Genomic DNA, 24802 nt, shown 5'->3' with positions numbered 1-24802 from the left:
AGGCCCCTCTTGCTCCGCTGCGCGCACGTGCCATCTCGGGAGCGAAATTCCCTCCTGAAGACGAGAGCGCCATGACCGACACCGCCCCCTACCCCATCGGCACCCCCGGCACGCCCTGGGGCGCGCGTGAGGTCGAGGCCTGGCGGGCCACGCAGGCCGCCCAGCGCCGCTACGGACAGGACGTCGAGCCGCGCATCCTCGCGCTGGCCGACCGCTTTACGCTTCAGGAGTACGGCACGCTCGACTACGCGGGCGAGCGCTTCACGCTCTACGCGCTCTCGAATGGTCCGATCGACGCCAGCTTGCCCACCGCCCTCGTCACGGGCGGCGTCCATGGCTACGAGACGAGCGGCGTGATGGGCGCGCTCGAATTCCTCGAAACACGCGCGGCAGACTATGCGGGCCGGGTCAACCTGCTCGTCGCGCCTTGCGTCAGCCCCTGGGCCTACGAGCGGGTCAACCGCTGGAATTACGACGCCATCGACCCCAACCGCAATTTCACCGCCGACAGCCCGGCGGGCGAATGCCGGGCGCTGGTCGCCCTCGTCGCCGCGCAGGAGGTGCCCTTCCTGCTCCACATCGACCTGCACGAGACCACCGACAGCGACGAGGAAGAGTTCCGCCCTGCCCTCGCCGCGCGTGATGGCCAGGACTACGATCCCGACACCATCCCCGACGGCTTCTACCTCGTCGACGATGCCGACAACCGCCAGCCCGCCTTCTGCGAGGCGATTATCGAAGCGGTCGAAAAGGTCACCCACATCGCGCCCGCCGACCCGCAGGGCAACATCATCGGCTCACCCGTCGTGCAGAAGGGCGTTATCGAATACCCGCAAGGCAAGTACGGCATGTGTGCGGCCATCACGGGCGCACGCTTCACGACCACCACCGAGGTCTATCCCGACAGCCCGAGCGCAACGCCCGAGGAATGCAACGCCGCGCAGGTCGCTGCCGTGTGCGCCGCGCTCGACTACGCGCTCAGCGCCTGACAGGGCGCGCTCAAAGGCCCGCCGCCGCCATTTCGCGGCGCGCGGCGGCGAGTTGCGCCTGAAAGACAGGATCGGACTGAACGCGTGCGAATGTCGCGGCCGCCACCACGCGTCCGCCCACCGTGTCGCTCATCCAGTGGACGCGGCAGATCACGCGACTGAAGCCGAAGTCGTAGCCGCGCTGGAGCACCGCGTCGGCACGGCTCGGCACCAGTTCGGCCAGCACCAGCGCCATCATCCAACCCGCCGTGGTGTGACCGGACGGATAGGACCCGTCGTGGCGCAGGGTTTCCTCCTCCTCGGGCGTACACGATCCGCCACCATTTTCGGCGAAGGGGCGCACGCGCTGGTAGTGGTTCTTCGCCTTGTAGCTGGCGAGCCCCGCGTCGGCCATCGCCCGGCGCAGAAGCATCTCGGTATGGGGCTTGCTCCCGTCCGACAGCGAGGTGCCGACAAGCGGCTCGAAGGAACTGACGATGGCCGGCCAGTTGAGGTCGGCATCGGAGGTCGCCAGCGCAAAGCGTTCGGACGATGCCCCCTTGGCCGCTTCCCAGGCGGCTTGGTCGGCGGCCTTGGCGGCGCTCCCCGCCGCTGGCGGCGGAGGCAGGAGGGCCAGGCTGTCGGGAAGCTGTGACATCTCCAGATAGCCCTTGGGAAGCGGGATCTCGGGCGAGATCACACCGACTTCTGCCACCGTAACCGGGGGCAGCTCGGCGGAACGCGTGTCGCTCGTCGCCGTACTCGTGCATCCCGCCAGCACAAGCAGGCATCCTCCTGCGAAAATTCCCAGTGTGCCCGTGCTCTGCATATGCTCCATCCCTTCGCAGCGTATTGATCGCATGGCCCATTCTATCGGCGCGCGACGGTGTCCGGCATCGGGGTTAACCCTCGGACGTGAAAGCACGAAGACGCCGGGATCGGGCACCTGCCGCTCCCCGAACATTGGCACCTGCGCCTCTTGTTGCGCCCCTCCTCGGCACCTACCTAGCGCGTTCTCCCTCTCCCGGCGCCTGCAACAAGGAGCTCAGCGCACATGGCCGACACCACCTACACGCCCCCCAAGGTCTGGACCCACGACGCCGAGAACGGGGGCACCTGGGCCAGCATCAACCGCCCCACCGCCGGTGCGCGCGAAGAGAAGGAACTGCCCCGCGGCGAGCATCCCTTCCAGCTCTATTCGCTGGGCACGCCCAACGGCCAGAAGGTCACCATCCTATTCGAGGAACTGCTGGCGGCTGGCGTCAGCGAGGCGGAGTACGACGCCTGGCTCGTCAACATCGGCGAAGGCACGCAGTTCACCTCGGGCTTTGTCGAGATCAACCCCAATTCCAAGATCCCTGCCCTGCTCGATTGCTCGGGCGAGACGCCGGTGCGGGTCTTCGAATCGGGTGCGATCCTGTTCCACCTCGCCGAGAAGTTCGGGATGTTCCTGCCCAAGGACGGCGCCGCGCGCACCGAGTGCATGTCCTGGCTGATGTGGCAGATGTCGACCGCGCCCATCATCGGCGGCGGGTTCGGGCACTTCTACGCCTACGCGCCTGAAAAGTTCGAGTATCCGATCAACCGCTTCGCGATGGAAACCAAGCGCATCATGGATGTCGCCGACAAGCGCCTCGCCGAGACGCGCTATCTGGCGGGCGATGACTACACCATCGCCGACATCGCGGCCTATGGCTGGCTTGGCGGCTTCGTGCGCGGCGAATCCTACACCGACGCGGCGACTTTCCTCAGCGTCCACGAATACACCAACCTCATGCGCTGGGGCGAGGAACTGGGCGAACGCACGGGCGTGAAGCGCGGCCTTGTCGTCAACCGCGACGCACCGGGCAAGATCAAGGAGCGCCACAGCGCGGCCGACATTGACGCCGTCCTCGGCGCCTGACCGCTTTTCCCCGGCGCGGGGAAGGTCCGATGCGAAAAGGGCCTTTTCAGCGCCGGGATAAGCCGCTAAGCGCGCAGTCCCATCGCGGTGCACGCAGCGTGCCACCCGATCCTGCTGGGGCGTAGCCAAGCGGTAAGGCAGCGGTTTTTGGTACCGCCATGCGCAGGTTCGAATCCTGCCGCCCCAGCCATTCTCAAATCTCACCACCTCTCAAGGCCTTCATACCAAGGGACAAGACCTACAAGCGCTTCGATGCGGCCGGAGACACGCGCACTCGCCTGGACGCCGCGATATGCCGATCTCGTCACCCGAAGGCTCGAAAGCGACATCTTCCCCGCCTTGCGAACGCCACCGCCAACCTGTCACCGCCCGAAGGTTTCGGCGCACGGCCTGACGATCGAAATCTCGTGCCGTGATCCGTTCCCCCAGCAGCTTGAAGCCATGCATTTTCGTTTCGACCAGGCTGCGCAGGTGATCGCTGCTCCATCACTTCCAGTTCGCCCTGCCAAACCGCCGACTTGAGCGAACAATTTCATGGCGGGAGGTCCGGCCCCGTCTGCTCGGTTGAGAGCAATCATTCTGGCTCGCCATGCAGTAGGTGAGGCTTACACGGATCTTCGATGCAGCCGCAGCCCTCGTAGCGTTTCAAACTGCCGCATGGCGGAAAGGCAAGGCAGGCGTGTTTTGTCTTTCGGGCGCTTAGGGGCATGTCGCAAGGACCTGATAACGACAGCTCCCGGAAGGCCGCCCATGCACTTGAAACGACGTACGCTTTTGACAGGAGCCTTGGCCGGGCTGGTCCCCGGTACCGTTGGTCGGGTTTCTGCAGCCTCCAGACGCGTCTTTCCCGAGGGGTTCCTGTGGGGCGCGGCAACGGCCGCCTACCAGGTGGAAGGCAACAATACGAATTCCGATACCTGGGCGCTCGAACATGCCGATCCCACGACGTTCACCGAGGTGTCCGGCGATGCGGCAAACAGCTTCCAGCTCTGGCCGCGTGATCTGGATCTTGTCGCCACGCTGGGCCTCGACACCTACCGCTTCAGCCTTGAATGGGCGCGGATCGAGCCTGCGCGGGGGCAATTTTCGGTCGCCATGCTCGACCATTACAAGCGCATCATCGAAGGCTGCCATGCCCGCGACATCACGCCGGTCGTGACCTTCAACCACTTCACGACGCCAATCTGGTTTGCGGCCAACGGCGGCTGGAGCAGCCCCGAGGCGGTCGATCTCTTCGCCCGTTTCTGCGAGATGGCCGCGCGGCATCTGGCCGATGGCATGGCAGTCGCGACCACGCTCAACGAGCCCAATCTTGTCGGCATGCTCGAAGTCGCCCTGCCCGGCGGCCGGGGCAAGCAGCTGATGGGCCCCGACAAGGCGATGAGCGAGGCGGTTGCCCGGCGCTTGGGTGTCGATCTGTTCCTGGCCGGAAATCCGATCTACGTGCCCGACCGCCATGTGGTGCAGGCCAATCTCATTGCCGGGCACAAGGCCGGGCGCGCCGCGATCAAGTCTGTGCGCGGTGATCTGCCCGTCGGAGTGAGCCTGGCCATCAATGACGATCAGGCTATCGCGGGCGGCGAGCCCTTGCGTGATTCGATGCGACGTGAACTCTACGATCCCTGGCTGGAGACGGCGCGCGACGACGATTTCCTGGGCGTACAGAACTATTACCGCGCGGTCTGGGGGCCCGACGGCAAGGTTCCGATCCCCGACGACGCGATCGTCAATTCCAGCGGCTCGGAAATCTACGCCGCCTCGCTCGCCGGTGCGGTGCGCTATGCCTATTCACGCTGCCCGCGCCCGGTCTTCGTGACCGAACATGGCGTGGCAACCGATGACGATGCGCAGCGCGCGGCCTTCATTCCGGCTGCACTGCGCGCGCTGTATGGCGTGATGCAGGAGGGAATCCCGCTCAAGGGCTATCTGCACTGGTCCCTGCTCGACAATTACGAGTGGTTCCACGGCTATGGGCCGCGCTACGGGCTGTGCGATGTGGACCGTACCAGCTTTGCGCGCACCCCCAAGCCGAGCGCCCATGTGCTGGGCGCGCTGGCGCGGGCGAACGCGGTCTGAACCGCTGTCGGGCGCCGGGCGGGCATGGCCCGGCGCCGCGCGGGTCAGGTGATCTCTTTTTCCTGCTCAAGGCTGGCAAAGAGCGACTGACGCATGAGGAATGCGCGCCGCGCGTCCGGATCTGCGTGAACCGCGCGCATCTTGGCACGCTTGGCCTCGAGGATCTCGCCTTCGGCGCGGCCCATGTTCTCCATGTTCTCGATGGTCTGGGCCTGGATCACCGAGCGGGTAACGGCCTGGCGCTGCCGTTCGAACAGGTCGAGCGCCTCGCGTCCGGCGTCCTTGCGCAGGATCTGCCACAGCTTGTCAGCCAGGTTCCAGCCATCGTGGATACCCGAGTTCATGCCAAAGCCGCCCAATGGGTTGTTGAGGTGGGCGGCATCGCCGATGATGATCATGCGCCCCTTCACGAACTCCTGCGCAACGCGCTGGTGGACCCGGTAGATCGTGCGGTGGGTCGTCTCCACGTTGCCGTGCCCGACGATGCGGCGGAACACCGCGTCGCGGTTGGCATCGCTGATGAGGTCCTCGTCGCTGAGGTTGCCGTCCGCGGGCACCAGCACGCGCCAGACACTGGGCACCTTGAGCAGAACCAGCCATTCTTCCGGGTCGGAGATGTAGTTGACGTAGCTGAGATCGGTGATGACCTCGTTGATCGGGAAGGTCGTCGACATCGAGACGAACTTCTCCTCGTAAGTAAAGCCGTCAAAGCCCGTGCCGATCTGCTTGCGCACCGCCGAACGCGATCCGTCCGCGCCCACCACGAAGCGGGCTTCGACTTCAATCGTCTCGCCGCCCTGCTCCAGCGTCGCGATGACCCCCTCGCCTGTCTCGTGGGCCGAGATGAAGCGGCAGTTGAAGCGCAGGTCCACGTTGGGAAGCGCGTCAAGCCGCTCGCTCAGCAGCCGTGCCATGTTGTACTGCTCGCACTGAAGGCGGAAGGGAAAGCGCGTGAAATCGGCCAGTTCGCCCAGGTCGAAAAGCAGCTTCTCGCCCGTGCGGCGATCGCGCATCTGGTAGACCGGAGCCTTCAGACCAATGTCGATCAGCGGCTGTGCGGCGTCGATCTCGTCCAGCATCTCCAGCGTGGAGGCATGGATCGTGGTAGCCCGGAGATCGTGGGTGCTGGTGGCCTCGGCCTCGATGATCATGACATCCAGGCCCATCGCCGCAAGGCGCGAGGCACAGGTGGTCCCGACCGGCCCGGCCCCGACGACCAGGACTTCGCATTTCTTCATGGTGTATTGAACTCCCGCTCACATCAGGTCGGGAGTTCCGACCTCGCGAAGCCGGGGAAATGGCACCGGGGAGTAGGCCGGGGGAAGCAACGGCCGCGCATACTTCCGTATCGCGGATGCCTGCTTGACAGGAACGCGGGGCGATTCCTAGCATCACGGTGCGGGCACCAAGACCCGGCAAAGGGTTCGCAACAAGATGACACAGTCCCACCATGACCTCGGCGAGGCGCGACCGCGCGGCGAAAAGGACACGATACGCTCGTTATCGCGCTCGATTCATGTCATTCAGGCCATCAATCGCTATGGTTCTCTGGGGCTGTCTGAAATTGCCAAGGCGGCGAACGTGCCGATGCCCACCGCCTTTCGCATCATCAACACCCTGATCGAGGAAGGGTTGGTCGAACGGGAGCGGGAGCGCCGCAAGTATCGTCCCACCGCGCTCATCCAGACACTGGCCTGTGGCTTTCAGAACCATGATCGCCTGGTGAATGCCGCACGCACGGTGATGTCCGATTTCACGCACCTGCATCACTGGCCACTGTCCATCGTGACCCGCGTGGGCAACCGGATGGTGGTGCGCTACCACACGGCCGCGCAGACCACGCTTACCTACAATAACTACTATCCTGGCTGGCAGGTGCCGATTCTCGCGTCGGCTTCCGGACAGGTCTATGTCGCCTACACCGATGAGCTGACCCGTGCCCGACTGATCGACAGCGCCGCCGAACTGGAAGAAGCCTATGGCCAGTACATGCTCGAGCAGTTCCAGTCCGGCGCGGCCACCCGGCGCATTCGCGCCGACGGCTACGCCACGGTCGAGAAGTCCTGGTACTCGGCCAATCCGGGCAAGACGTCCGCGGTCGCGGTGCCGATCTTCGATGGCGAGGAGCTCATTGGTGCGCTGGCAGTCGTCTTCTTTGCCGCCGGCCTGTCGGTCGACGCGGCGGTCGAGCGCTACCTCGCGCCGATCCAGGAGGTTTCGCGCACCATTCGCGCGAACCTCGCGGCGGGGGAAATGCCCGGTCCCGTAGGGGACTAAGCCCCAGTGCGAGGCTTTGCGGGGAGAGCGGGCCTGAGCATCCGCCATGCGAAAGGGGAGGACGCGTCGCGTTGCCTTGAGGCGGCCGGAGCTTCCATCTGCAGGCCCTATTCGGTGCCAGGGAGGCAAACACCATGAGGCCGCACATTGTCGATCTTGCCGTGGATGAACTGGCCTGGGAGCCGCTTGGCCCGGCGGGTCTCTATTCCCGACTGCTGAGCCGCGACGCCGAGACCGGCGCACGCACCGCGCTCCAGAAGCTCGTCCCCGAGGATGGCTACACGCCGCCGCAGACCGCGCACTACCACCACACGTACGAAGAGATCATCGGGATCTCGGGCTGCTTCAGCTTTGATTCGCGCCGCTGGGTGGAAAAGGGCACGTATGTCTTCCACCCGCCCCAGACGGTCCATGGCTTTGCCAGCGCCATCCGGAGCGAGTCGACCTTCCTCTCCCGCGTGGGGCGCGATCTGGATTTCAACTTCGTGGAAGAACCCGAGCACGACGACCTCTACCCTGTCGAAGGGGCGAACCCGGCGCGCGCGGCCGTTGCACTCGATCATGAGGACGTGCTGACCAACCTTGCGGTAGGCTCTTTCCTGGAGAGCGAGGCGAAAGTGCGCCTGTTGAGCCGTCATCCCGAGCATGGCGAGGGCTCGGCCATAGTCCGGCTTTCGGCGGGCTGGAGCTCGCAGATCAGACGTCTCCCGCATTACCTCGAAATGTTTGTCATGGAGGGGAGCGTGGGCGTTGATGGGGCGCGTATCGAGCCCCGCCGAGCGTACTTCTTCTACCCTCCAGAAACCCCGATCAACGCTCTTTCCTGCCACACCGACGCGCTGGTCTACGTCAATTTCGGAGGGCCACTCAACCTTTGAGCCACCGCGTCTCGCGGTCTGGCGACAAGTGCAAACGGGCGGTTCCGGCGGACGGGACCGCCCGTTTGTCGTCTTGCACGCCCGAAACGGATTTCGGCAGGAGGAGCTCAAGCCGCAATTTCAGTCTGTGGTTCAGGGTTGAGAACGGCGGAGCAATATTCGACCACGCTAGCGGCGGGATAGTCCTGCTGCGGGCGGCGTAAAAGTCGTCCACCTTGAAGCCTTTCTGCCAAGTCAGGGAGGTGTGGGGATCTACAGCGTGGAACTTTATCTTCAGGTCCGTTTGGCTTGCGCGGATGGCATGAGCCAGCGGGCGGCGGCGAAGCGTTTCAATGTGTCGCGCGACACGGTGCGCAAGATGCTGTCGTTTTCATCGCCACCGGGTTACCGGCGTCAATCTGTCCCGCAGCGTCCGAAGCTGGACGGGTTTGTGGCGATCATTGATGGATGGCTTGAAGGGGACCGCTGCGTCCCGCGCAAACAGCGCCATACGGCGAAGCGGGTATTCGACCGCTTGCGCGCCGAGCATGGTTTCACCGGCGGCTATACGATCATCAAGGATTACATCCGCGAGCGTGAGCAACGCAGCCGGGAGATGTTCGTGCCGCTGGCCCACCCGGCGGGGGATGCGCAGGCCGATTTCGGGGAAGCGCTGGTGGAGATCGGCGGGGTGCAGCAGAAGGCCTACTTCTTCGCACTCGATCTGCCGCACAGTGATGCCTGCTATGTGCGGGCCTATCCGGCGGCGGTGGCGGAGGCACGGGTGGACGGACACGTTCATGCCTTCGCGTTCTTCGGCGCGGTGCCGCGCTCGATCGTCTATGACAACGATCGCTGCCTTGTGGCGAAGATCCTGCCAGACGGCACGCGTAAGCGTGCCACGCTGTTCAGCGCTTTCCTGTCGCATTACGTGATCCGCGACCGCTATGCCCGCCCGGGCAAGGGGAACGAGAAAGGCAATGTGGAAGGGCTGGTTGGTTACTGCCGCCGCAATTTCATGGTGCCGATCCCGAAGTTCCCGACCTGGGAGGCCTTCAACCTATGGCTGGAGGAGCAATGCCGCAAGCGCCAGCAGGACAAGGTGCGCGGACAGAGCGAGACGATCGGTGAGCGCTTGCAACGCGATCTGGCAGCCATGCAGCCTCTGCCCGCTACACCCTTCGAGGCCTGCGATCAGACGAGCGGGCGGGTCTCCTCGCAATCACGGTGCGCTACAGGACCAACGATTATTCGGTTCCGGTGGCCTGGGGCCATCAGGAGGTCTGGATCAGGGCCTATGTCGATGAGGTGGTGGTCGGCTGCCGCAGCGAAGTCATCGCCCGTCATCCTCGTTGTTATGCCCGCGAGGAGGTTATCTTCGACCCGCTCCACTATCTCCCGCTGATCGAGCAGAAGATCAACGCATTCGACCAGGCCGCGCCTTTGCAGGGCTGGGATTTGCCAAGCGTTCACGACACTGCAGCGGTTGATGGAAGGCCGCATGCACAAGCATGGCAGGCGTGAATATGTACAGGTGCTGCGCCTGTTGGAAACGTTCACCCTCGCCGATCTCCAGGCGGCGGTGGAACAGGCCATTGATCTTGGCGCCATCGGCTTCGATGCCGTCAAGCACCTCGCCCTGTGCCGGGTCGAACGCGTACCGCCCAGGCTGGACCTGGACGTCTATCCCTTCCTGCCACGCACAACGGTCGAGAAGACCTTTGCCAGAGCCTATCTGAGCCTGCTCTCCGACCAGCAGGAGGCCGCATGAGCGATCAGACCCCGGAGCTTCTTCTCGCTCACAATCTCAAGGCACTCAAGCTGCCTACGTGCCTGCGAGAGCACCACAAGCTCGCCCGGCAATGTGCCGCTGAAGGCGTCGATCATATCCGCTTCCTCGCCCGCCTTGTCGAGATGGAGATGATCGACAGGGAGCGTCGTATGGTCGAGCGGCGCATCAAGGCCGCGCGCTTCCCCGCCGTCAAAAGCCTCGACAGCTTCGACTTCACCGTCATCCCGAGGCTCAACAAGATGCAGGTGCTCGAGATGGCGCGCTGCGAGTGGATCGAGCGGCGTGAGAACGCCATCGCTCTGGGGCCATCGGGCACCGGAAAGACGCACGTAGCGTTGGGGCTCGGACTGGCAGCATGCCAGAAAGGGCTGTCGGTGGGCTTCACCACTGCGGCGGCGCTGGTCAGCGAAATGATGGAGGCGCGCGACGAGCGGCGTCTCCTGCGCTTCCAGAAGCAGATGGTCGGATACAAACTGCTCATCATCGACGAACTGGGCTTCGTACCGCTCTCCAAGACCGGCGCCGAACTGCTGTTCGAGCTGATCTCCCAGCGTTACGAACGCGGCTCCACCTTGATCACCAGCAACCTGCCCTTCGACGAATGGACCGAAACCTTCGGATCCGAGCGTCTCACAGGCGCGCTCCTCGATCGCCTGACCCATCACGTCAGCATCCTCGAGATGAACGGCGAAAGCTATCGCCTCGCTCACAGCCGGGCCCGCAAGGCCAAAATCAGACCCTGAAAAGCAAGCCAATGCCGGGGGGAGTGGCCCTCGGGCTACGCCCTCACGCCACTCCCCCCGGCGTGTAACACGATGGCCTGGTTTTACGCCGCCCCATGGCCGACTTTTGCTCCGCCGTTGACACTCGGTCGGCAATGAGCGCAGCGCGACCGTCGGAGACCACCAGCTCGACACGATCGGACATACCCGCCGCATCGAAGTCACCGCGCCGTCCTTCACCGCCGTTCCCTGGCTGCTTGCAGGCACGCGCCGATTGACCCTGATGCACAGCCGCTTCGCGCGCATCGTGCGCGCGCAGTTCGGCCTTGCCTGCGCCCCTCTCCCCGTCGACCTGCCGCCGCTGCGCCAGATCGTCCATTTCCACGAGACCCGCGCCCACGACGATGGCGTCGCCTGGCTGATCGCGCGGATCCGGGAACAGGCGGGCCCGAACGTCATCGATGCGGCGAGCTAGCAGGAGACGGAACGCCCCGGAGCCCTGAAGGTCTGGAAGAGGAGAAAAGGACGGTCCGAGGGCCATCGCCCTCGGGCTCCCAAAACTGGCCCCCTCACCTTTTGCCTGCCGGCTCAGCCAGGGCTGGTGAAGAGGCCAAGCGGCAATGATTGCTTCGGCTTGGGCTCAGCCCCCGGTCGCCGCGACGCGGGGCGCCTTGCCTCTCGGCGTACGCAGGAGGCTCCACAAGACGATTGCGGCCAGCACGTCGAGCGCGCCGAGCATGACGAAAAGCGGGTTGTAGCCGAATTCATCCGCGCTCTGGCCAATGATGAAGGTGAAGGCCATGCCCCCGATCCACGCGATCGAGCCCGCCATGCCGCTCGCAGTGCCAACCGCACGGGTGTCGAAGACATCGGCGCACAGCGTGATGAGCGCCCCGTTCAGCATCTGGTGAGCAAAGCCGCCCACGCAGAACAGCGCGATGGCAAGCCCCGGCGAGGTCGCAAGACCAATGCACGCCGGGCCCAGCATGCACAGCGCGCCCACCGTCATCGTCACCTTGCGCGAGGTGACCATGGCCGCGCCCCGGCGCATGAGGACATTGGGCAGGATGCCAGCGGCAAGCGAGCCGAAATCGGCCGCCAGGAACGGCATCCAGGCCCACAGCGCAACATCGCGCAGGTCCAGCTTCCACACCGTCACGAGGTAGAGCGGGATGAAGAAGCTGAAAGTCTGCCAGGCCGGTTCAGCCAGGAAACGGGGAATGGCAATGCCCCAGAATCCGCGGCTGCGCAGCACTTCCCTACGCCGGGCCGGGCGCACTTCGCTGGCGTTGGCCCTGCGGTCCTCCTCCAGCGCGGCAAGATCCTCGGCCGGCAGGCGGGGGTGCTGTTCGGGCGCGCGGTAGCCGAACCACCAGATCAGGGCCCACAGCACGCTCATGCCGCCCGTCACCAGGAAGGCCGACTGCCAGCCCCACCACAGGATGCAGAAGGCCACCAGCGGCGGCGCCAGCATCGAGCCCACACTGGTGCCCATCTGGAAGCAGCTTGTCGCCAGCGAGCGCTCGCGCGCCGGAAACCACTCGGACGTTACCTTGGCCCCGGCGGGAATGGCCGCGGCCTCGGTCGCACCAAGCGCGGCGCGAAAGGCCGCGAGGCTCGGCCAGCCGCTGGCAAAGGCGTGGCCCATGTTGGAGAGCGCCCAGCCCATCGCGAAGATGAAGAAGCCAAGGCGCGTACCCAGGATATCGAGCACCGTTCCCGCAACCGTCTGCATCACCGTGTAGCTGGCCTGGAACGCCAGGATGACCCAACTGTAATCCTCGGTCGACATCCCGAACTCGGCCTTGAGCGTGGGCGCGGCGACCGAGAGCGTTGAGCGCGCGAGGTAATTCATGATCGTGCCCAGCGTCACGAGGCTGATCATCCACCAGCGCAGCTTGATCCTGGAAAGGCCCATTCGCGTATTCATCCTCTTCCCTGTGCGGTGGCGGGCTTATCGCGCCCGTTCGACCTCGATGTTGGAGACCAGTGCCTCGGGTTTCGTGGCGCCCGCAGAGGGCGTGAAGGCAAGGTCGAGCCCTTCTCCCGCCACATCGACCTCGAAGCTGCGGGCCAGAAGCCGGTTGGTGGCCCCCGCCTCAGCGGCAATATCAAGGCTACTCAGGACCCTGGCCGCATTGGCCGACACGTCGAACCGGCGCTCACCCGGGGCGGCCTCAGGCTCGATGAAGCGCAAGGTCACGCGGTAGTGCCCCGGTGTGAGCGGCAGGTGATAGGTGAAATCACCCTTGCGGAAGCGCGCCAGCGCGTCGCGCTGCTCAGCAGGCGCGATCTCGGCGCGCAGCGGGGGGCGCCCGCGTCGCGGCGTATCGGCCGTGCCCGCTTCGCCGCCTTTGAAGAAGGCATCCGAGCCATACCCGGAGGAGGCTACGAGCGCGCCAGCGTCGATGAAGAAGGCGTGCGCGCGTGAGGCATCCAACTGCCAGTCGATCGCGTCCGTGACGTCCTGGGTCCCGCCTGCGGCGTCCGCGAAGTGGCCCGTGGCCTCGATCCGATTCGCGCCCGAGGCGAGGCGCACGCCCGGCCAGACACAGACGCGGTTCGGACAATCGCCCTTCGCTCCCAGGTCTTCTCCGTTAACGCGCAGCGTGACGGACGGGGCATTGGAATAGACCCGAACGTCGGTCACCGGATAGGCAAGCTGGCGATAGCGGCGACCCGTCACATGGACCGTGGGCGCATCCGACCACTGCGCGCGGTAGTAGTAGAAGGCGTCCTTGCGGATCGCCCCGTCGTAGCTGACCAGACCCTTGGTGTTGATGTCGGTGGAATCGCCTTCCTTGCGCGTCACGGTCGCAAAATCGAACGAATTCCAGAGCCAGCGGCCCCACAGATAGGGCCGTTTGGCCAGCTCCGGCCAGGTCTGTTCATGCACCCAGCTGGCGTATTCCTCGGGCTGGTCGCGCCCACCCATGTCGTGGGGGCCGCCCTGCGGATCATCGGTATGGATCGAGAAAGCCGCGCCTGCGCCGTACTCGGAAATGGCCTGGGGCTGGTCGGGACGCGCAGCGTGCAAGGCATCGAAGTGCCCCCCCACGAAGGCGGGCTTGCCATAGTACCACCCGAAGTAGCGATTGCCCGCCGATACCGGCACGGCGTCCGCGACCTCGGGCACCTTGGGCATACCCGTCCCTTCGCAGCAGGTCGCGAGCGTCGGAGCGCGCAAGGGGTCTTCCGCCTGCGCCAGGCTGACAAGTTCCTCCACCAGCGGCGTGGGATCGGCAGGGTCAGCGCTGTTCCCCCGGCCCAGGAACTCGGGCCGGTTGGGGCCGAAATCGACCTCGTTCGCCACGCCCCAGACCGCGACCGAGGCATGGTTGTAGTTCTGGCGGATCATCTCGGTGAGCTGCTGGCGCGCGTTGGCGACGATGCCGGCCGGAGCCGGTCCAGCCTCCGGATCGAGGCTCCAGGCGGTCACCAGCGCGATCTCGTCCCAGACCACAAGGCCATACTTGTCCGCCAGTTCATGGACCGGCTGGCCGTGCTGGTAATGTGTGAGGCGCACCGTGTTCGCGCCCATGTCGCGGATCGTGTCGATCTGCCGCGCGACGTCCGCACGCGTGAGCGCCCAGCCGTGCGCCATCGTGTCCTGATGCAGCCCCACGCCCTGGAGGCGCACCGGCCTGCCGTTGATGAGGAAGCCCTTGTCCGGATCGATAGCGAACTGGCGGATGCCAAAGTCCTGTTCGACGGTATCGAGGACATTACCCGCGCCATCCCGCAACCGCGCGACGAGAGTGTAGAGATAGGGATCCTCGACGCCCTGCCACAGGTGCGGATCCGCAACATCCAGCGCCGCGCGCACCTCCTGCCCTTCACCCACAGCCAGTTCCAGTGGACGGCGCACGCGGGCGACGAGCTTGCCAGCACGGTCGCGCAGTTCCAGCTCCAGAGCAGCCTTCGCGCGATCCGCGCGTGCGTTGGAAAGGCGGGCCAGCACCTCGATCCGGGCCCGGTCATCGGCGATCGCGGTGGTCTGCGCATAGACGCCCGGCCCGCCAAAATCGCGCATCGCAAAGTGCGCATTGGCGGTCTCGATCAGGCGCACGGGACGATAGAGCCCGCCCTGCACGAAGAAGTCCCCCGCGAGCGGCAAGGTGTTGGCCGTGGCGTTGCCCGGCGCGGGATCGGTGTTGTCGACCTTGACGGTCAGCACGTTGGGCCCCTCGGCCTGCAGTGCGGCCGTGGCCTCGAGCCGGAAGCGGCTGAAACCACCCTCGTGGCGCCCGAGATGGACGCCGTTGAGCCAGACATCGGCGGTCCGGCTTGCCGCATCGAATTCCAGCCAGGCTCTGCGCCCGGGTGCCAATGCTCGCGCAGGCAGTTCGAGCCGGTACCAGCCCACGCCGCGGTAGTCGTCAAGCTCCCGGTTCACGGCTCCGGGTACACCCGCCGCAGCCTCGTAAGTGCCGATGCGGTTCCAGGTATGTGGCACCGCCACGACTGCCCAGCCCGATGCATCGAAATCGGGAGAGGAGGGATCGGCGGAGGTGTCCAGTTCGCTGACCTTGCGAAAGCGCCAGCCCGTGGCGAGCTGCGTCACCGCGCGCCCGCTCGCGTGAAGCCCGGCATCGGCACCAAGCTGCGTGCCCGGACCCGGCGCACGGGCCTGAACGGGGCCCACACCCAGCACGAGCGGCATTCCCAGGACGATCGGCGCCAGGCCGGCCAGGGTGTTGGTCTTCACGTCAAGCATCTCCCTTGTATCCCGTGTGCTGCCGCGCGCTCCCTTGTTCCGGGTGCGTTGTTGCGCGCGGCACGGCTGGCGCTATCCGCTGGGCGCCGCCGCTGCCGGAGCCCCATAGGGAGCCCCGTGATCCCTGTCGGGGATGGCCCCCCGACGCATGATGACCCACCCCGCGATGGCATGACCGGCCGCCGCGGAACTGGCCGGACCAATCCCGCGCAGACGCCCGGCCAGATAACCCGCATTGAAGGCATCCCCGGCCCCGCTCGTATCGACGGGATCGAGGCGCTGTGGCGGCGCAAGGAGGGTTCCATCAGGAAGGCGACAGCCCTGCGCCCCCAGCTTCACCACCGTCTCGCCACAGCCCAATTCCTGCCAGTGCGCGGCCACGGCCTCGGCTGTGTCCTCACCGGAAATCTGGGTCTCGTCTTCCAGCGTGGGCAGGCCGAAATCGGCAACCGCAATCGCCGCATCGCGCCAGTGCCGGGCCGTTGCAACATCGCCCCAGAGGCGCGCCCGGTAATTGCCATCGAGCGCGACCTTCCCGCCTTTGGCGCGCACATCGCGGGCCAGGTCCAGCAGGGCTTCGCGCCCCGTATCGGGAAGGATCGCCAGGGAAATCAGCGAGAAGGACAAGAGATCTGCCCCACCCACTTCGGCGCGGGCCCGGGCCAGAGCCTCGCCCATGACCGGGCCACCTTCGAACAGGGCGCGGGCTGCGCTCGTGTCGCGCCAGTAGGAAAAGGTACGCTCGCCCGCATCATCGGTCGCGATCGCGTAGAGTCCGGGCTGGCGCGTGGGATGGCGCAGCACAAGGCTGCAATCGAGCCCCTGCGCCTGCCACTTCTCCACCAGATCGCCGCTCAGGCCATCTGTGCCCAGCGCGGTCATGTAGGCGACATCATGCCCGAAGCGCGCAAGGTGGATGGCGGTATTGAGCGTGTCCCCGCCATAGCCCATGCGCCAGGCCGTATCCGCAGGTACGCCGCCCGGCTCCCCCATTTGCGAGAGTTCGAGCATGGCCTCACCAAGGCACACGATCCGCGTCACGTCGCCGGTTCCTCCTACCAGTTCCACATCGTCCCGTCCTCGAGCCGGGCGACCGGCAGGTAGGCGGGCTTGTAGGGGTACTTCGCGGCCAGTTCCTCGTCGATGTCCACCCCGTGACCGGGTGTGTCCCCCACCGTCAGATGGCCATCGTCAAAGCTGTAGTCGTGCGGGAAGACCGCGTCGGTCTCCTCGGTGTGGCGCATGTATTCCTGGATCCCGAAGTTGGGCACCCAGGTATCGAAATGGAGTGCGCAGCCCATCGTGACAGGCGACAGGTCGGTCGCGCCGTGGCAACCGGTGCGCACCTGGTAGAGCGATGCCAGATCCGCAATGCGGCGCAAGTGCGTCAGGCCGCCTGCCCCCACCACGGTCGCGCGGATATAGTCGATGAGCTGGTTCTGGATCAGGTCCTTGGCGTCCCAGATCGTGTTGAAGATTTCACCCACGGCCAGCGGCGTTACCGTGTGCTCACGCACGAGGCGGAAGGCCTCCTGGTTCTCGGCCGGGGTGCAGTCCTCCAGCCAGAACAGCTGATAGGGCTCGAGCATCTTGCCCAGGTTCGCGGCCTCCTGCGGCGTATAGCGATGGTGCCCATCGTGCAGCAGGTGGTGATCAAAGCCGTAGGTCGCGCGCAGCTTCTCGAACATCTTGGGCACGTAATTCAGGGCCTTGCGCGTGTCCCACCCGGTCAGAGAGGGCAGCTGGGCATCGGCCGGCTCATAGTAGAGCTTGCCGCGGCCCACCCCATAGGCATCCTTGATGCCCGGCACGCCGGTCTGCGCGCGAATCGCCTTGTAGCCCATGTCGATGTACTGGCCGACTGCCTCGACGGTCTCATCGATATCGCTGCCGTTGGCATGGCCATAGACCATGACCCGCTCGCGGCTCTTGCCACCCAGCAGGTCATAGACCGGCATGCCCGCCATCTTGCCCTTGATGTCCCACAGCGCCATGTCGACCGCCGCGATGGCGCGCATGGTCACCGGACCACGCCGCCAATAGGCCCCGCGGTAGAGATACTGCCAGATATCCTCGATCCGGCGCGGGTCCATGCCGATAAGGCACGGCACGACATGGTCCTCCAGATAGGAAACCACTGCCTTTTCCCGGCCGTTCAGCGTGGCATCACCGATGCCGTAGACACCTTGGTCGGTCACGATCTTCAAGGTCACGAAATTGCGCCCGGGGCACGTGACGATCACGCGGGCCGCTTCAATCTTCATCTTGGCTATTCCCCCCCAGAGTTCTGACTGGTACGTTAGGTCCCGTCTTGACGACCTTAAATTGGTCTGTCAATCCTTCAATAATTGGTCAGACCAACGAGATCTCGATGTCCAGACAGACACATGCACCAGCCTCTGCCTCGGAAAGCGCACCCGCCAAGCCGCAGGACCGCCTCTACCAGGAACTCTCCCAGACACTGCTGCGCGAGATCTCCGAGGGCGTGTTTCCGGTGGGCTCGCGCCTTCCCGCCGAGCGCGAACTGGCCACACGCTATGACGTGAGCCGCACCACGGTGCGCGAGACGATGATCGCGCTCGAGGTGCAGGGCGTGGTCGAAGTGCGCGTGGGCTCGGGCGCCTACGTGCTGCAGATGCCCGGCGCGGCCGCCCAGCCCGGGATCAACGTCACCGCCTTCGAGCTGACCGAGGCCCGCCTCCTGATCGAGGGCGAGAGCGCGGCTCTTGCCGCTACGCAGGCAAGCGAAAAGGATATCGCCGCCATCGCCGCCTCGCTCGAGGCCATCGCGCGCGAAACCAACGACGTCACCGAAAGCGAGCTGGCTGACCGCGACTTTCACCTCGGCATCGCCCGCGCAACGCGCAACCGCGCCATCTACGAGGCCGTGGAGCACCTGTGGAACCAGCGCGAGAGCTCACCCGAATGCGCGCTCGTCCACGCCAAGGCGCGCACCGCCAATATCAAACCCGTGGTCGAGGAGCACTCGGCCATTCTCGACGCGCTGCGGGCTGGCGATCCTGCCGCCGCGCGCAACGCCATGCGCGCCCACCTGAGCGCGGTTCTTGAAAGCCTGCTCTTTGCAACGGAGGAAATGGCGGTTGAAAAGGCGCGTGAGGCCTCGCGCTCGAAGCGCGCGATCTACGCCCGGCTGACCGCCTGACACACCCATGACCCGACCGCTACGCCTGCATCCCGACCGGCTGCTGCCGGCCGATCCCGCCACGCGCACTCTCGCCCGCGACCTTTATGAGAGCGTGGCCGGCCTGCCGATCATCAGCCCCCACGGGCACACCGATCCGCGCTGGTTTGCGACCAACGCGCCCTTCGGCAACGCCACCGAGCTGCTGCTCGCGCCCGATCACTACATCTTCCGCATGCTCTATTCGCAAGGCGTGCGTCTCGAGGACCTCGGCCTTGGCGGCTCGGGCGCGGATCCGCGCGCAGCCTGGCGCCTCTTTGCCGAACGCTACCAGCTGTTCCGGGGCACGCCTTCGCGCATCTGGCTCGACTGGGTCTTTGCCGAAGCCTTCGGGATCGACGTCGCGCTGGAAGCGCAGACGAGCGATCTCTACTTCGACACCATCACCGAAAAGCTGGCGAGCCCGGACTATGCCCCGCGCGCGCTGTTCGAGCGCTTCAACATCGAGGTCATCGCGACCACAGAGAGCCCGCTCGACACGCTGGAGCACCATGACGCCATTCGCGCCTCGGGTTGGCAGGGGCGGGTCATCACCGCCTACCGCCCCGATCCGGTGATCGACCCCGAGTTCGAAGGCTTCCAGGCCAATATTGACCGTTTCAGCGCGATCACCGGCGAAGATTGCCGCACCTGGCAGGGCTACCTTGCCGCGCACCGCCAGCGCCGCGCCTTCTTCGCCCGGATGGGCGCGACGAGCACCGACCACGGCCACCCCACCGCACGCACGGCCGACCTCCCCCACGCCGAGGCCGAAGCGCTTTTCGACAGGGTCGTCACGGGCAAGGGCACATCGGGAGATGCCGAGCTGTTCCGCGCCCAGATGCTGACCGAAATGGCGGCGATGAGCCTGGAGGACGGGCTCGTCATGCAGCTCCACCCCGGCTCCTTCCGCAACCACAACGCCCGCGTGTTCGAGCGTTTCGGGCGCGACAAGGGCGCCGACATTCCGGTTTCGACCGAGTACGTCCGGGCCCTCAAGCCCCTGCTCGACCGGTTCGGCAACGAGGCTGACTTCACGCTCATCCTCTTCACGCTGGACGAGAGCGTCTACGCGCGCGAACTGGCGCCGCTGGCCGGGCACTATCCCTGCCTGCGCCTGGGCCCGGCCTGGTGGTTCCACGACAGTCCCGAAGGCATGCGCCGCTTCCGCCGCTCGGTCACCGAGACCGCCGGTTTCTATAACACCGTGGGCTTCAACGACGACACCCGCGCTTTCCTGTCGATCCCCGCGCGCCATGACCTGGCGCGCCGGATCGACTGCGGCTTCCTGGCCGAACTGGTCATGGAGCACCGCCTGGAAGACTGGGAAGCGGCCGAACTCGCCCGCGATCTCGCCTACGATCTTGCCAAAAAGGCCTACAAGCTGTGACCGACGCCCTGCCTCGCCTGTCGCCTGAGACCCTGGCCAGCGTCCCGGCAGACGCGCGCTTCACGCATGACCGTGCACAGACGCGCATGGGCATTGTCCACTTCGGCATCGGCGCCTTCCACCGCGCGCACCAGGCCTGGTACACCGACCGCGCAATGGACGCGGGCGATACGCGCTGGGGCATCTGCGGGATCTCGCTGCGCTCGGCCAGCGTGGCCGAGCAGCTCATGCCGCAAGGAGGGCTCTACACCGTCGCGGAGCGCGGTGCGGGCACGCCGCGCCTGCGCGTGGTCGGCGCCGTCCACGAAGTCCTCGTGGGCCCGGCCGACCGTGCCGCCATCCTGGAGCGCCTCGCGGCCCCGGACACGCACATCGCCAGCTTCACCGTCACCGAGAAGGGCTATTGCCGCAAGGGCGATGGGAGCCTCGACCTCGAACGCGCCGATGAAGGTTCGATCTACGGCTTCCTTGGCGAGGGGCTCGCGCGCCGGCGCGCGCTGGGGCTGCCGGGCCTCACACTCCTGTCGTGCGACAACCTCGCGGACAATGGGCGCACGCTGGAGAGGCTGCTGGGCCAATGGTGTGCGCATCACGATCCCGAACTGGGTGCCTGGATCGCACAGACCTGCACCTTCCCCGGCACGATGGTCGACCGCATCGTGCCCGCGACGACCGACGCCGACCGCGTGGCTGTCGCCCAGCAGCTTGGCCTGGCCGACGAAGCCTGCGTCGTCACCGAGGCCTTCAGCCAGTGGGTGATCGAGGATCGCTTCGCAGGGCCCCGCCCTGCCTGGGAGGATGTCGGCGTGCAGATCGTAGCCGAGGTCACGCCGTACGAAGCCGCCAAGCTGCGCATGCTGAACGGCGCGCACTCCGCGCTCGCCTATATCGGCCTCGCCGCCGGGCACACCTTCGTGCACGAGGCCGTGGCCGATCCGGCCATCCGCCCGGTGATCGAGGACCTCATGCGCAGGGAAGCCGCGCCCACGCTGACACCCGCGCCCGGCCAGGACCTGGATGCCTACGCCAAGGCCCTGCTTGCGCGCTTCGAGAACCCCGCGCTGGAGCATCGCCTCGCCCAGATCGCGATGGACGGCAGCCAGAAGATCCCGCAGCGTTGGCTCGAAACGCTTGAAGCCAACCGTGAGGCCGGGCGCTCCTGCCCGGCCATCCTCACCGCGCTCAAGGCCTGGTTTCGCCATCTGCGCGGCGCGAACGGCCCACTCGAAGACCCCATGACGGATGAGTTGGCGACGCTGGCCCGGACCCACGAGGACACCGAATTGGCCCGCCAGCTGTTTGCACCAGAGGGCCTTCTTGGCGGCACCTGGAATGCCGATACAGCGGAGGTTTTTGCCGGATGATCTCCTGACTTCAAGTTCAGGAAAAAGGGTTCCGAGGGCCATCGCCTTCGCCCTCCCCTAACTGTCGAGATCATCGTTCACCGGCCAGTTTGGTCGGGTACGGGCGAACGCACCTTTTCCTTGGGCTGTTGCGGCGGGCTCTTTGCGTATTAGGCCTATGAGAGTACGTGTGGCTTAACACGAAATTTAGCATCCTGCTCCTAACCGCCGAGGACCATGCGGCTCGCAACCATCACCAATTGGGCCTACGGGGCCACGGTTCTCCTCACGCTCGTGTCCGGAACCACGATGCTCCTTTCCTCCAGCGCGCAGGAGCAGGAGCGTGTCGCCGTGGAGCGGCGCTTTGCCCTCGACCGCGCGACCGAGCGACTTGCCGAGGATGTGTATCGGCTGACCGATCGCGCGCGCCAGTATCTCAACACCGACGATGCCACCTACCAGGTGCTCTACACCCGCGAGGCGGCCGATACCGACAAGCTGGAAGAACGGCTGCGCCGCATCGCCGAGGCCGGGGCCACGCCCGGAGAGGTCGCGGTCCTGCGTGAAGGCCTGCGCTGGGCCGATTCGCTGCGCGATGAACAGACAGAGGCCCTCGCCGCGCAAGCCGCTGGCAACACGCCGCGCGCACGCCAGATCCTGTTCGGCGCCGAATACGAACGCGAACTCGATCGCGCCATCACCATGGTCGAACGCTTTCAGGAACAGCTCGACCAACGCACCGAAATCGAGATCGCCGAGGCGACCCGAATTTCCCGTATCTGGCGCACGACTTCCGAAGTCATGCTGGCGATCACCGCGTTCCTGTTCCTGTGCGTCCTCTACTTCGTGTTCAAGCGACGGGTCCTGCGCCCGGTCGTGCGCCTCTCCGACGTCGTCAACCGTCTTGCCGCGCAGGACTACGGCGTGGAGCCCCCTACGTACGAGGATGTCGACGAGATCGGCGACATGGCCCAGGCGATCCGCGTGTTCCGCGAGAACGGCATCGAGCGCCAGCGCCTCGAAGCGGTCCAGGAGGCCGAACGTGCCTCGCGCGCACTCCTCGCCCGCATGACCCAGCGCATGCAAGGTTGCGATACCCTGGATGCACTTACTGACGTGGTCCGGCGCTTCGTACCCGAGATCGTGCCCGGCTTTGCAGGACGGCTCTATGTGCTCGACCCGGACAGCAATCGCCTGGAGGAGACCGGAAACTGGCTGGATCCCCAGCACTCGGGGCGCGCGTTTTCGACGTTGGACTGCTGGGCGCTTCGTCGCGGCCTGCCGCACCGCCCAGCGGGCGAGACCATCGACGTGCCCTGCACGCACCTCGATCTGGATGGCGCGGACGAGCTTCCCGATACACTCTGCCTGCCCCTGATTGCCCAGCGCCAGACGCTGGGGCTGATCTACTTCGAGTCGCGCAAGGCCCGCGGCGAGCAGCGGTTCCCGGAAAACTATCTCCAGATGCTGAGCGAGAATATCGGCCTCGCGCTTTCCAACCTGCGGCTGCGCGAGCGGCTCCAGGCCATGGCGCTCACCGATTCGCTGACCGGGCTGTCCAACCGCCGCAATTTCGAAGAGGAACTGCCTCTCTCGCTGGCCAAGGCCGAACGGGAGGCAGGCGTCCTCTCCTTCCTGATGCTGGACATCGACCATTTCAAGCGCATCAACGACGGCTTTGGCCACGAAGCTGGCGATGCGGTCCTGCGCGCCATTGGCACCGCGCTGCGCCAGGCCTTGCGCGAGGACACCCGGATCTTCCGATACGGCGGCGAGGAGTTCCTCGTCATGTTGCCCGGTACCGACAGCGCGCAGGCGATGGAACGCGCCGAGGATCTGCGCGCACGGATCGGCGGCCTCGAAATCCTGCATCATGGGGAGCCGCTTGGCCCGGTCACCGTTTCGATCGGACTGGCGACCACGCCCGACCATTGCCCGGCCGCCAAGCTTCTGCGCACCGCCGATGCGGCGCTCTACCGCGCCAAGGACCTGGGCCGAAACCGCGTCGAGGTAGCCCAGCCCCGCAAGGACGAGCGCCGGGCGACTTGATGCCCCCCTGCCCGCAAGCGAAAACGCCTCTCCGTCCATTCCCGACGAAGAGGCGTTTCTGCTGATTAGTCCGTCACAAGCGACTTAGTCGGTTGCGCCCGCCTGGTCCTCGACCACGACATCGGCGCCGCCCCCGAGCGAGCGGTAGAGCTCGATCAGGTTGGTCGCTTCCAGAAGCCGCGTATTCACGAGCTGCTGTTCGGCGGCATAGGCCGTGCGCTGGCTGTCGAGCGTCGTCAGGAACGAATCCACGCCGCTGCGGAACCGCGCCTCGGCCAGGTTTGCCGAGACCTGCGCCGCCTTGGTCCGGCGCATCTGCGCCGCGACCTGTTCGTTGATGCGGCCACGCTGGGCCAGGGCATCGCTGACTTCGCGAAACGCGGTCTGGATCGCCTTCTCGTACGTGGCCACCGCAGCCTGCTTGGACGCCTTGGCATAGGCCAGGTTGCCCGAACGCGCGCCGCCGTCGAACAGCGGCAAGCTGGCCGAAGGCGCGGCGTTGTAGGTGTAGCTGCCGTCCTTGAAGAGCCCCGACAGCGCGGTGCTGATCGTGCCCAGCGTGCCCGTCAGCGAGATCGTCGGGAAGAAGGCCGCGCGCGCCGCACCGATGTTCGCGTTCTCGGCGATCAGCTGGTGCTCGGCCTGGAGCACGTCGGGACGCGAGAGGAGAACATCGGAGGACAGCCCCACCGGAAGATCCTGACGCACCAGATCCTCGGTGCCCAGCGTCGAGGGCAGCAGTTCGCGCGGAACGGTCGTCCCGGCCAGCAGGTTGAGCGCGTTCTGGTCCTGCGCCAGCGCAGTCTCGAGCACGGCGATGTCGTTGACCGCGCCCTCGTAGCTGGTTTCGGCCTGGCGCACCTCCAGCTCGCTGCCGGTGCCGATCTCGAACTGCGCCCGCGTGAGATCCAGCGTCTTCTCGAAAGCGTCCTTGGTCCGGCGGGCAAGCGCCAGCTGGTCCGCATCGCTCGCCATCGTCAGCCAGGCGTTGGCGATCTCCGCGATCAGGCTGATGCGGGTGGAGCGCTGCGCTTCCTCGCTTGCGAAGAACTGCTCCTGCGCCGCGCGCGACTGGTTGCGTACGCGCCCGAACAGATCAAGTTCGAAGGCCGAGATACCGAGCGTTCCCTGATAGATCTCGATATCGCTCGAGTTCTGGGTCTGCCCCGTCATCGCCGCGAAGTTGTTGGTGTAGGTCGCGGTGCCCCCCGCGCTCAGCGTCGGGAACAACGCCGCGCGCTGGGTGGTGAACTGGGCGCGGGCCTGGAGGACATTGGCCGCGGCAATGCGCAGATCCCGGTTCTCCTCCAGCCCCATCGCGATGACCTGGCGCAGACGTTCCTCGAGGAAGAAGTCCTGCCAGCCCGTGCGCGACATGTCCGGGGCATCGCTTGCCGCACTCGGATAGACCCCGCCCTGCGGCATGGCCTGGGGAATGGCGCCGGTCGGCCGCTCATAGTCGGGTGCCATGTTGCACCCGGCCAGGAGCAGCGCGCCCGCCGCGATCGGTAGAATGCGTGTCTTCAT

At 65.9% G+C, this 24802-nt stretch carries 18 protein-coding genes, 1 tRNA gene and 2 pseudogenes; 13 read left to right on the top strand and 8 right to left on the bottom strand.

Annotation, left to right across the window (positions count from 1 at the left end):
- Positions 1–71 precede the first annotated feature (71 nt).
- Positions 72–989 carry a M14 family metallopeptidase gene (locus HT578_RS19960; protein ID WP_213501183.1) on the top strand — a complete coding sequence of 306 codons (918 nt, stop codon included), beginning with the start codon at positions 72–74 and terminating at the stop codon, positions 987–989.
- Positions 990–999: 10 nt separating this feature from the next.
- Here HT578_RS19960 and HT578_RS19955 read toward each other — a convergent pair whose 3' ends face one another.
- Positions 1000–1797: an acid phosphatase gene (locus tag HT578_RS19955; RefSeq protein WP_052322609.1), complete on the bottom strand. Its 798-nt coding sequence runs from the start codon at positions 1795–1797 to the stop codon at positions 1000–1002.
- 225 nt (positions 1798–2022) lie between these two features.
- Between HT578_RS19955 and yghU the strand changes: the two genes are divergently transcribed.
- Together yghU and HT578_RS19945 are read left to right on the top strand one after the other, a co-directional pair.
- Positions 2023–2871, top strand: a complete 849-nt coding sequence (gene yghU / locus HT578_RS19950) for a glutathione-dependent disulfide-bond oxidoreductase (RefSeq protein WP_039394795.1) — start codon at positions 2023–2025, stop codon at positions 2869–2871.
- Positions 2872–2986: 115 nt separating this feature from the next.
- Positions 2987–3061, top strand: a tRNA-Gln gene (locus HT578_RS19945).
- A gap of 146 nt (positions 3062–3207) precedes the next feature.
- Here the strand turns inward: HT578_RS19945 and HT578_RS19940 are convergent.
- Positions 3208–3432: pseudogene (locus tag HT578_RS19940) on the bottom strand (IS5/IS1182 family transposase); the annotation flags it as partial.
- 189 nt (positions 3433–3621) lie between these two features.
- Between HT578_RS19940 and HT578_RS19935 the strand changes: the two are divergent.
- On the top strand, positions 3622–4947 hold the full coding sequence (locus HT578_RS19935; RefSeq protein ID WP_213501182.1) for a family 1 glycosylhydrolase: 1326 nt from the start codon (positions 3622–3624) through the stop codon (positions 4945–4947).
- Positions 4948–4991: 44 nt separating this feature from the next.
- On the opposite strand, the gene HT578_RS19930 is transcribed toward HT578_RS19935, so the two are convergent.
- Entirely contained in the window at positions 4992–6185 is a 1194-nt protein-coding gene (locus tag HT578_RS19930) for an FAD-dependent oxidoreductase (protein ID WP_039389296.1), read from the bottom strand.
- Between the two features lie 196 nt (positions 6186–6381).
- On the opposite strand from HT578_RS19930, the gene HT578_RS19925 reads away from it, so the two are divergent.
- From HT578_RS19925 to HT578_RS19905, 5 genes and pseudogenes are all read left to right on the top strand, one after another.
- Positions 6382–7224, top strand: coding sequence for a helix-turn-helix domain-containing protein (locus HT578_RS19925; RefSeq protein WP_213501181.1), 843 nt, complete (start codon positions 6382–6384; stop codon positions 7222–7224).
- A 134-nt stretch (positions 7225–7358) separates the two neighbouring features.
- Positions 7359–8102 (top strand): cupin domain-containing protein, encoded by a 744-nt coding sequence (locus tag HT578_RS19920; RefSeq protein ID WP_213501180.1) that lies wholly within the window; start codon positions 7359–7361, stop codon positions 8100–8102.
- 259 nt (positions 8103–8361) lie between these two features.
- A pseudogene (istA, locus tag HT578_RS19915) lies at positions 8362–9852 on the top strand (IS21 family transposase).
- The gene (gene istB / locus HT578_RS19910; protein ID WP_213500153.1) at positions 9849–10616 is read left to right on the top strand and encodes an IS21-like element helper ATPase IstB; all 768 of its coding nucleotides are present in this window, start codon (positions 9849–9851) and stop codon (positions 10614–10616) included. The pseudogene istA and the gene istB overlap by 4 nt, the downstream one beginning before the upstream one ends.
- Positions 10617–10869: 253 nt before the next feature.
- Positions 10870–11070 carry a type 2 periplasmic-binding domain-containing protein gene (locus tag HT578_RS19905; RefSeq protein ID WP_213501179.1) on the top strand — a complete coding sequence of 67 codons (201 nt, stop codon included), beginning with the start codon at positions 10870–10872 and terminating at the stop codon, positions 11068–11070.
- A gap of 165 nt (positions 11071–11235) precedes the next feature.
- Here HT578_RS19905 and HT578_RS19900 read toward each other — a convergent pair whose 3' ends face one another.
- From HT578_RS19900 to manD, 4 genes are all read right to left on the bottom strand, one after another.
- A complete protein-coding gene (locus HT578_RS19900; protein ID WP_213501178.1) occupies positions 11236–12513 on the bottom strand; it encodes an MFS transporter in 1278 nt (425 codons plus the stop codon).
- A gap of 36 nt (positions 12514–12549) precedes the next feature.
- Positions 12550–15303, bottom strand: a complete 2754-nt coding sequence (locus HT578_RS19895; protein ID WP_239026375.1) for a glycoside hydrolase family 2 TIM barrel-domain containing protein — start codon at positions 15301–15303, stop codon at positions 12550–12552.
- A gap of 81 nt (positions 15304–15384) precedes the next feature.
- Positions 15385–16380 (bottom strand): sugar kinase, encoded by a 996-nt coding sequence (locus HT578_RS19890; RefSeq protein ID WP_277884177.1) that lies wholly within the window; start codon positions 16378–16380, stop codon positions 15385–15387.
- Positions 16368–17576: a D-mannonate dehydratase ManD gene (gene manD, locus HT578_RS19885; protein WP_213501177.1), complete on the bottom strand. Its 1209-nt coding sequence runs from the start codon at positions 17574–17576 to the stop codon at positions 16368–16370. The genes HT578_RS19890 and manD overlap by 13 nt, the downstream gene beginning before the upstream one ends.
- 107 nt (positions 17577–17683) lie before the next feature.
- Here manD and HT578_RS19880 point away from each other — a divergent pair, with 107 nt between their 5' ends.
- From HT578_RS19880 to HT578_RS19865, 4 genes are all read left to right on the top strand, one after another.
- Positions 17684–18475 carry a FadR/GntR family transcriptional regulator gene (locus tag HT578_RS19880; protein WP_213501176.1) on the top strand — a complete coding sequence of 264 codons (792 nt, stop codon included), beginning with the start codon at positions 17684–17686 and terminating at the stop codon, positions 18473–18475.
- A 7-nt stretch (positions 18476–18482) separates the two neighbouring features.
- Positions 18483–19883, top strand: a complete 1401-nt coding sequence (gene uxaC, locus HT578_RS19875) for a glucuronate isomerase (protein ID WP_213501175.1) — start codon at positions 18483–18485, stop codon at positions 19881–19883.
- A complete protein-coding gene (locus tag HT578_RS19870; RefSeq protein WP_239026374.1) occupies positions 19880–21247 on the top strand; it encodes a mannitol dehydrogenase family protein in 1368 nt (455 codons plus the stop codon). The genes uxaC and HT578_RS19870 overlap by 4 nt, the downstream gene beginning before the upstream one ends.
- Positions 21248–21463: 216 nt before the next feature.
- Entirely contained in the window at positions 21464–23275 is a 1812-nt protein-coding gene (locus HT578_RS19865) for a sensor domain-containing diguanylate cyclase (protein ID WP_213501174.1), read from the top strand.
- An 84-nt stretch (positions 23276–23359) separates the two neighbouring features.
- Here HT578_RS19865 and HT578_RS19860 read toward each other — a convergent pair whose 3' ends face one another.
- Positions 23360–24802, bottom strand: a complete 1443-nt coding sequence (locus HT578_RS19860; protein ID WP_213501173.1) for an efflux transporter outer membrane subunit — start codon at positions 24800–24802, stop codon at positions 23360–23362.

It is taken from the genome of Novosphingobium decolorationis (genome assembly GCF_018417475.1).
Taxonomy (GTDB): Bacteria; Pseudomonadota; Alphaproteobacteria; order Sphingomonadales; family Sphingomonadaceae; genus Novosphingobium; species Novosphingobium decolorationis.
This window is presented reverse-complemented; position numbering and strand designations above follow the sequence as displayed.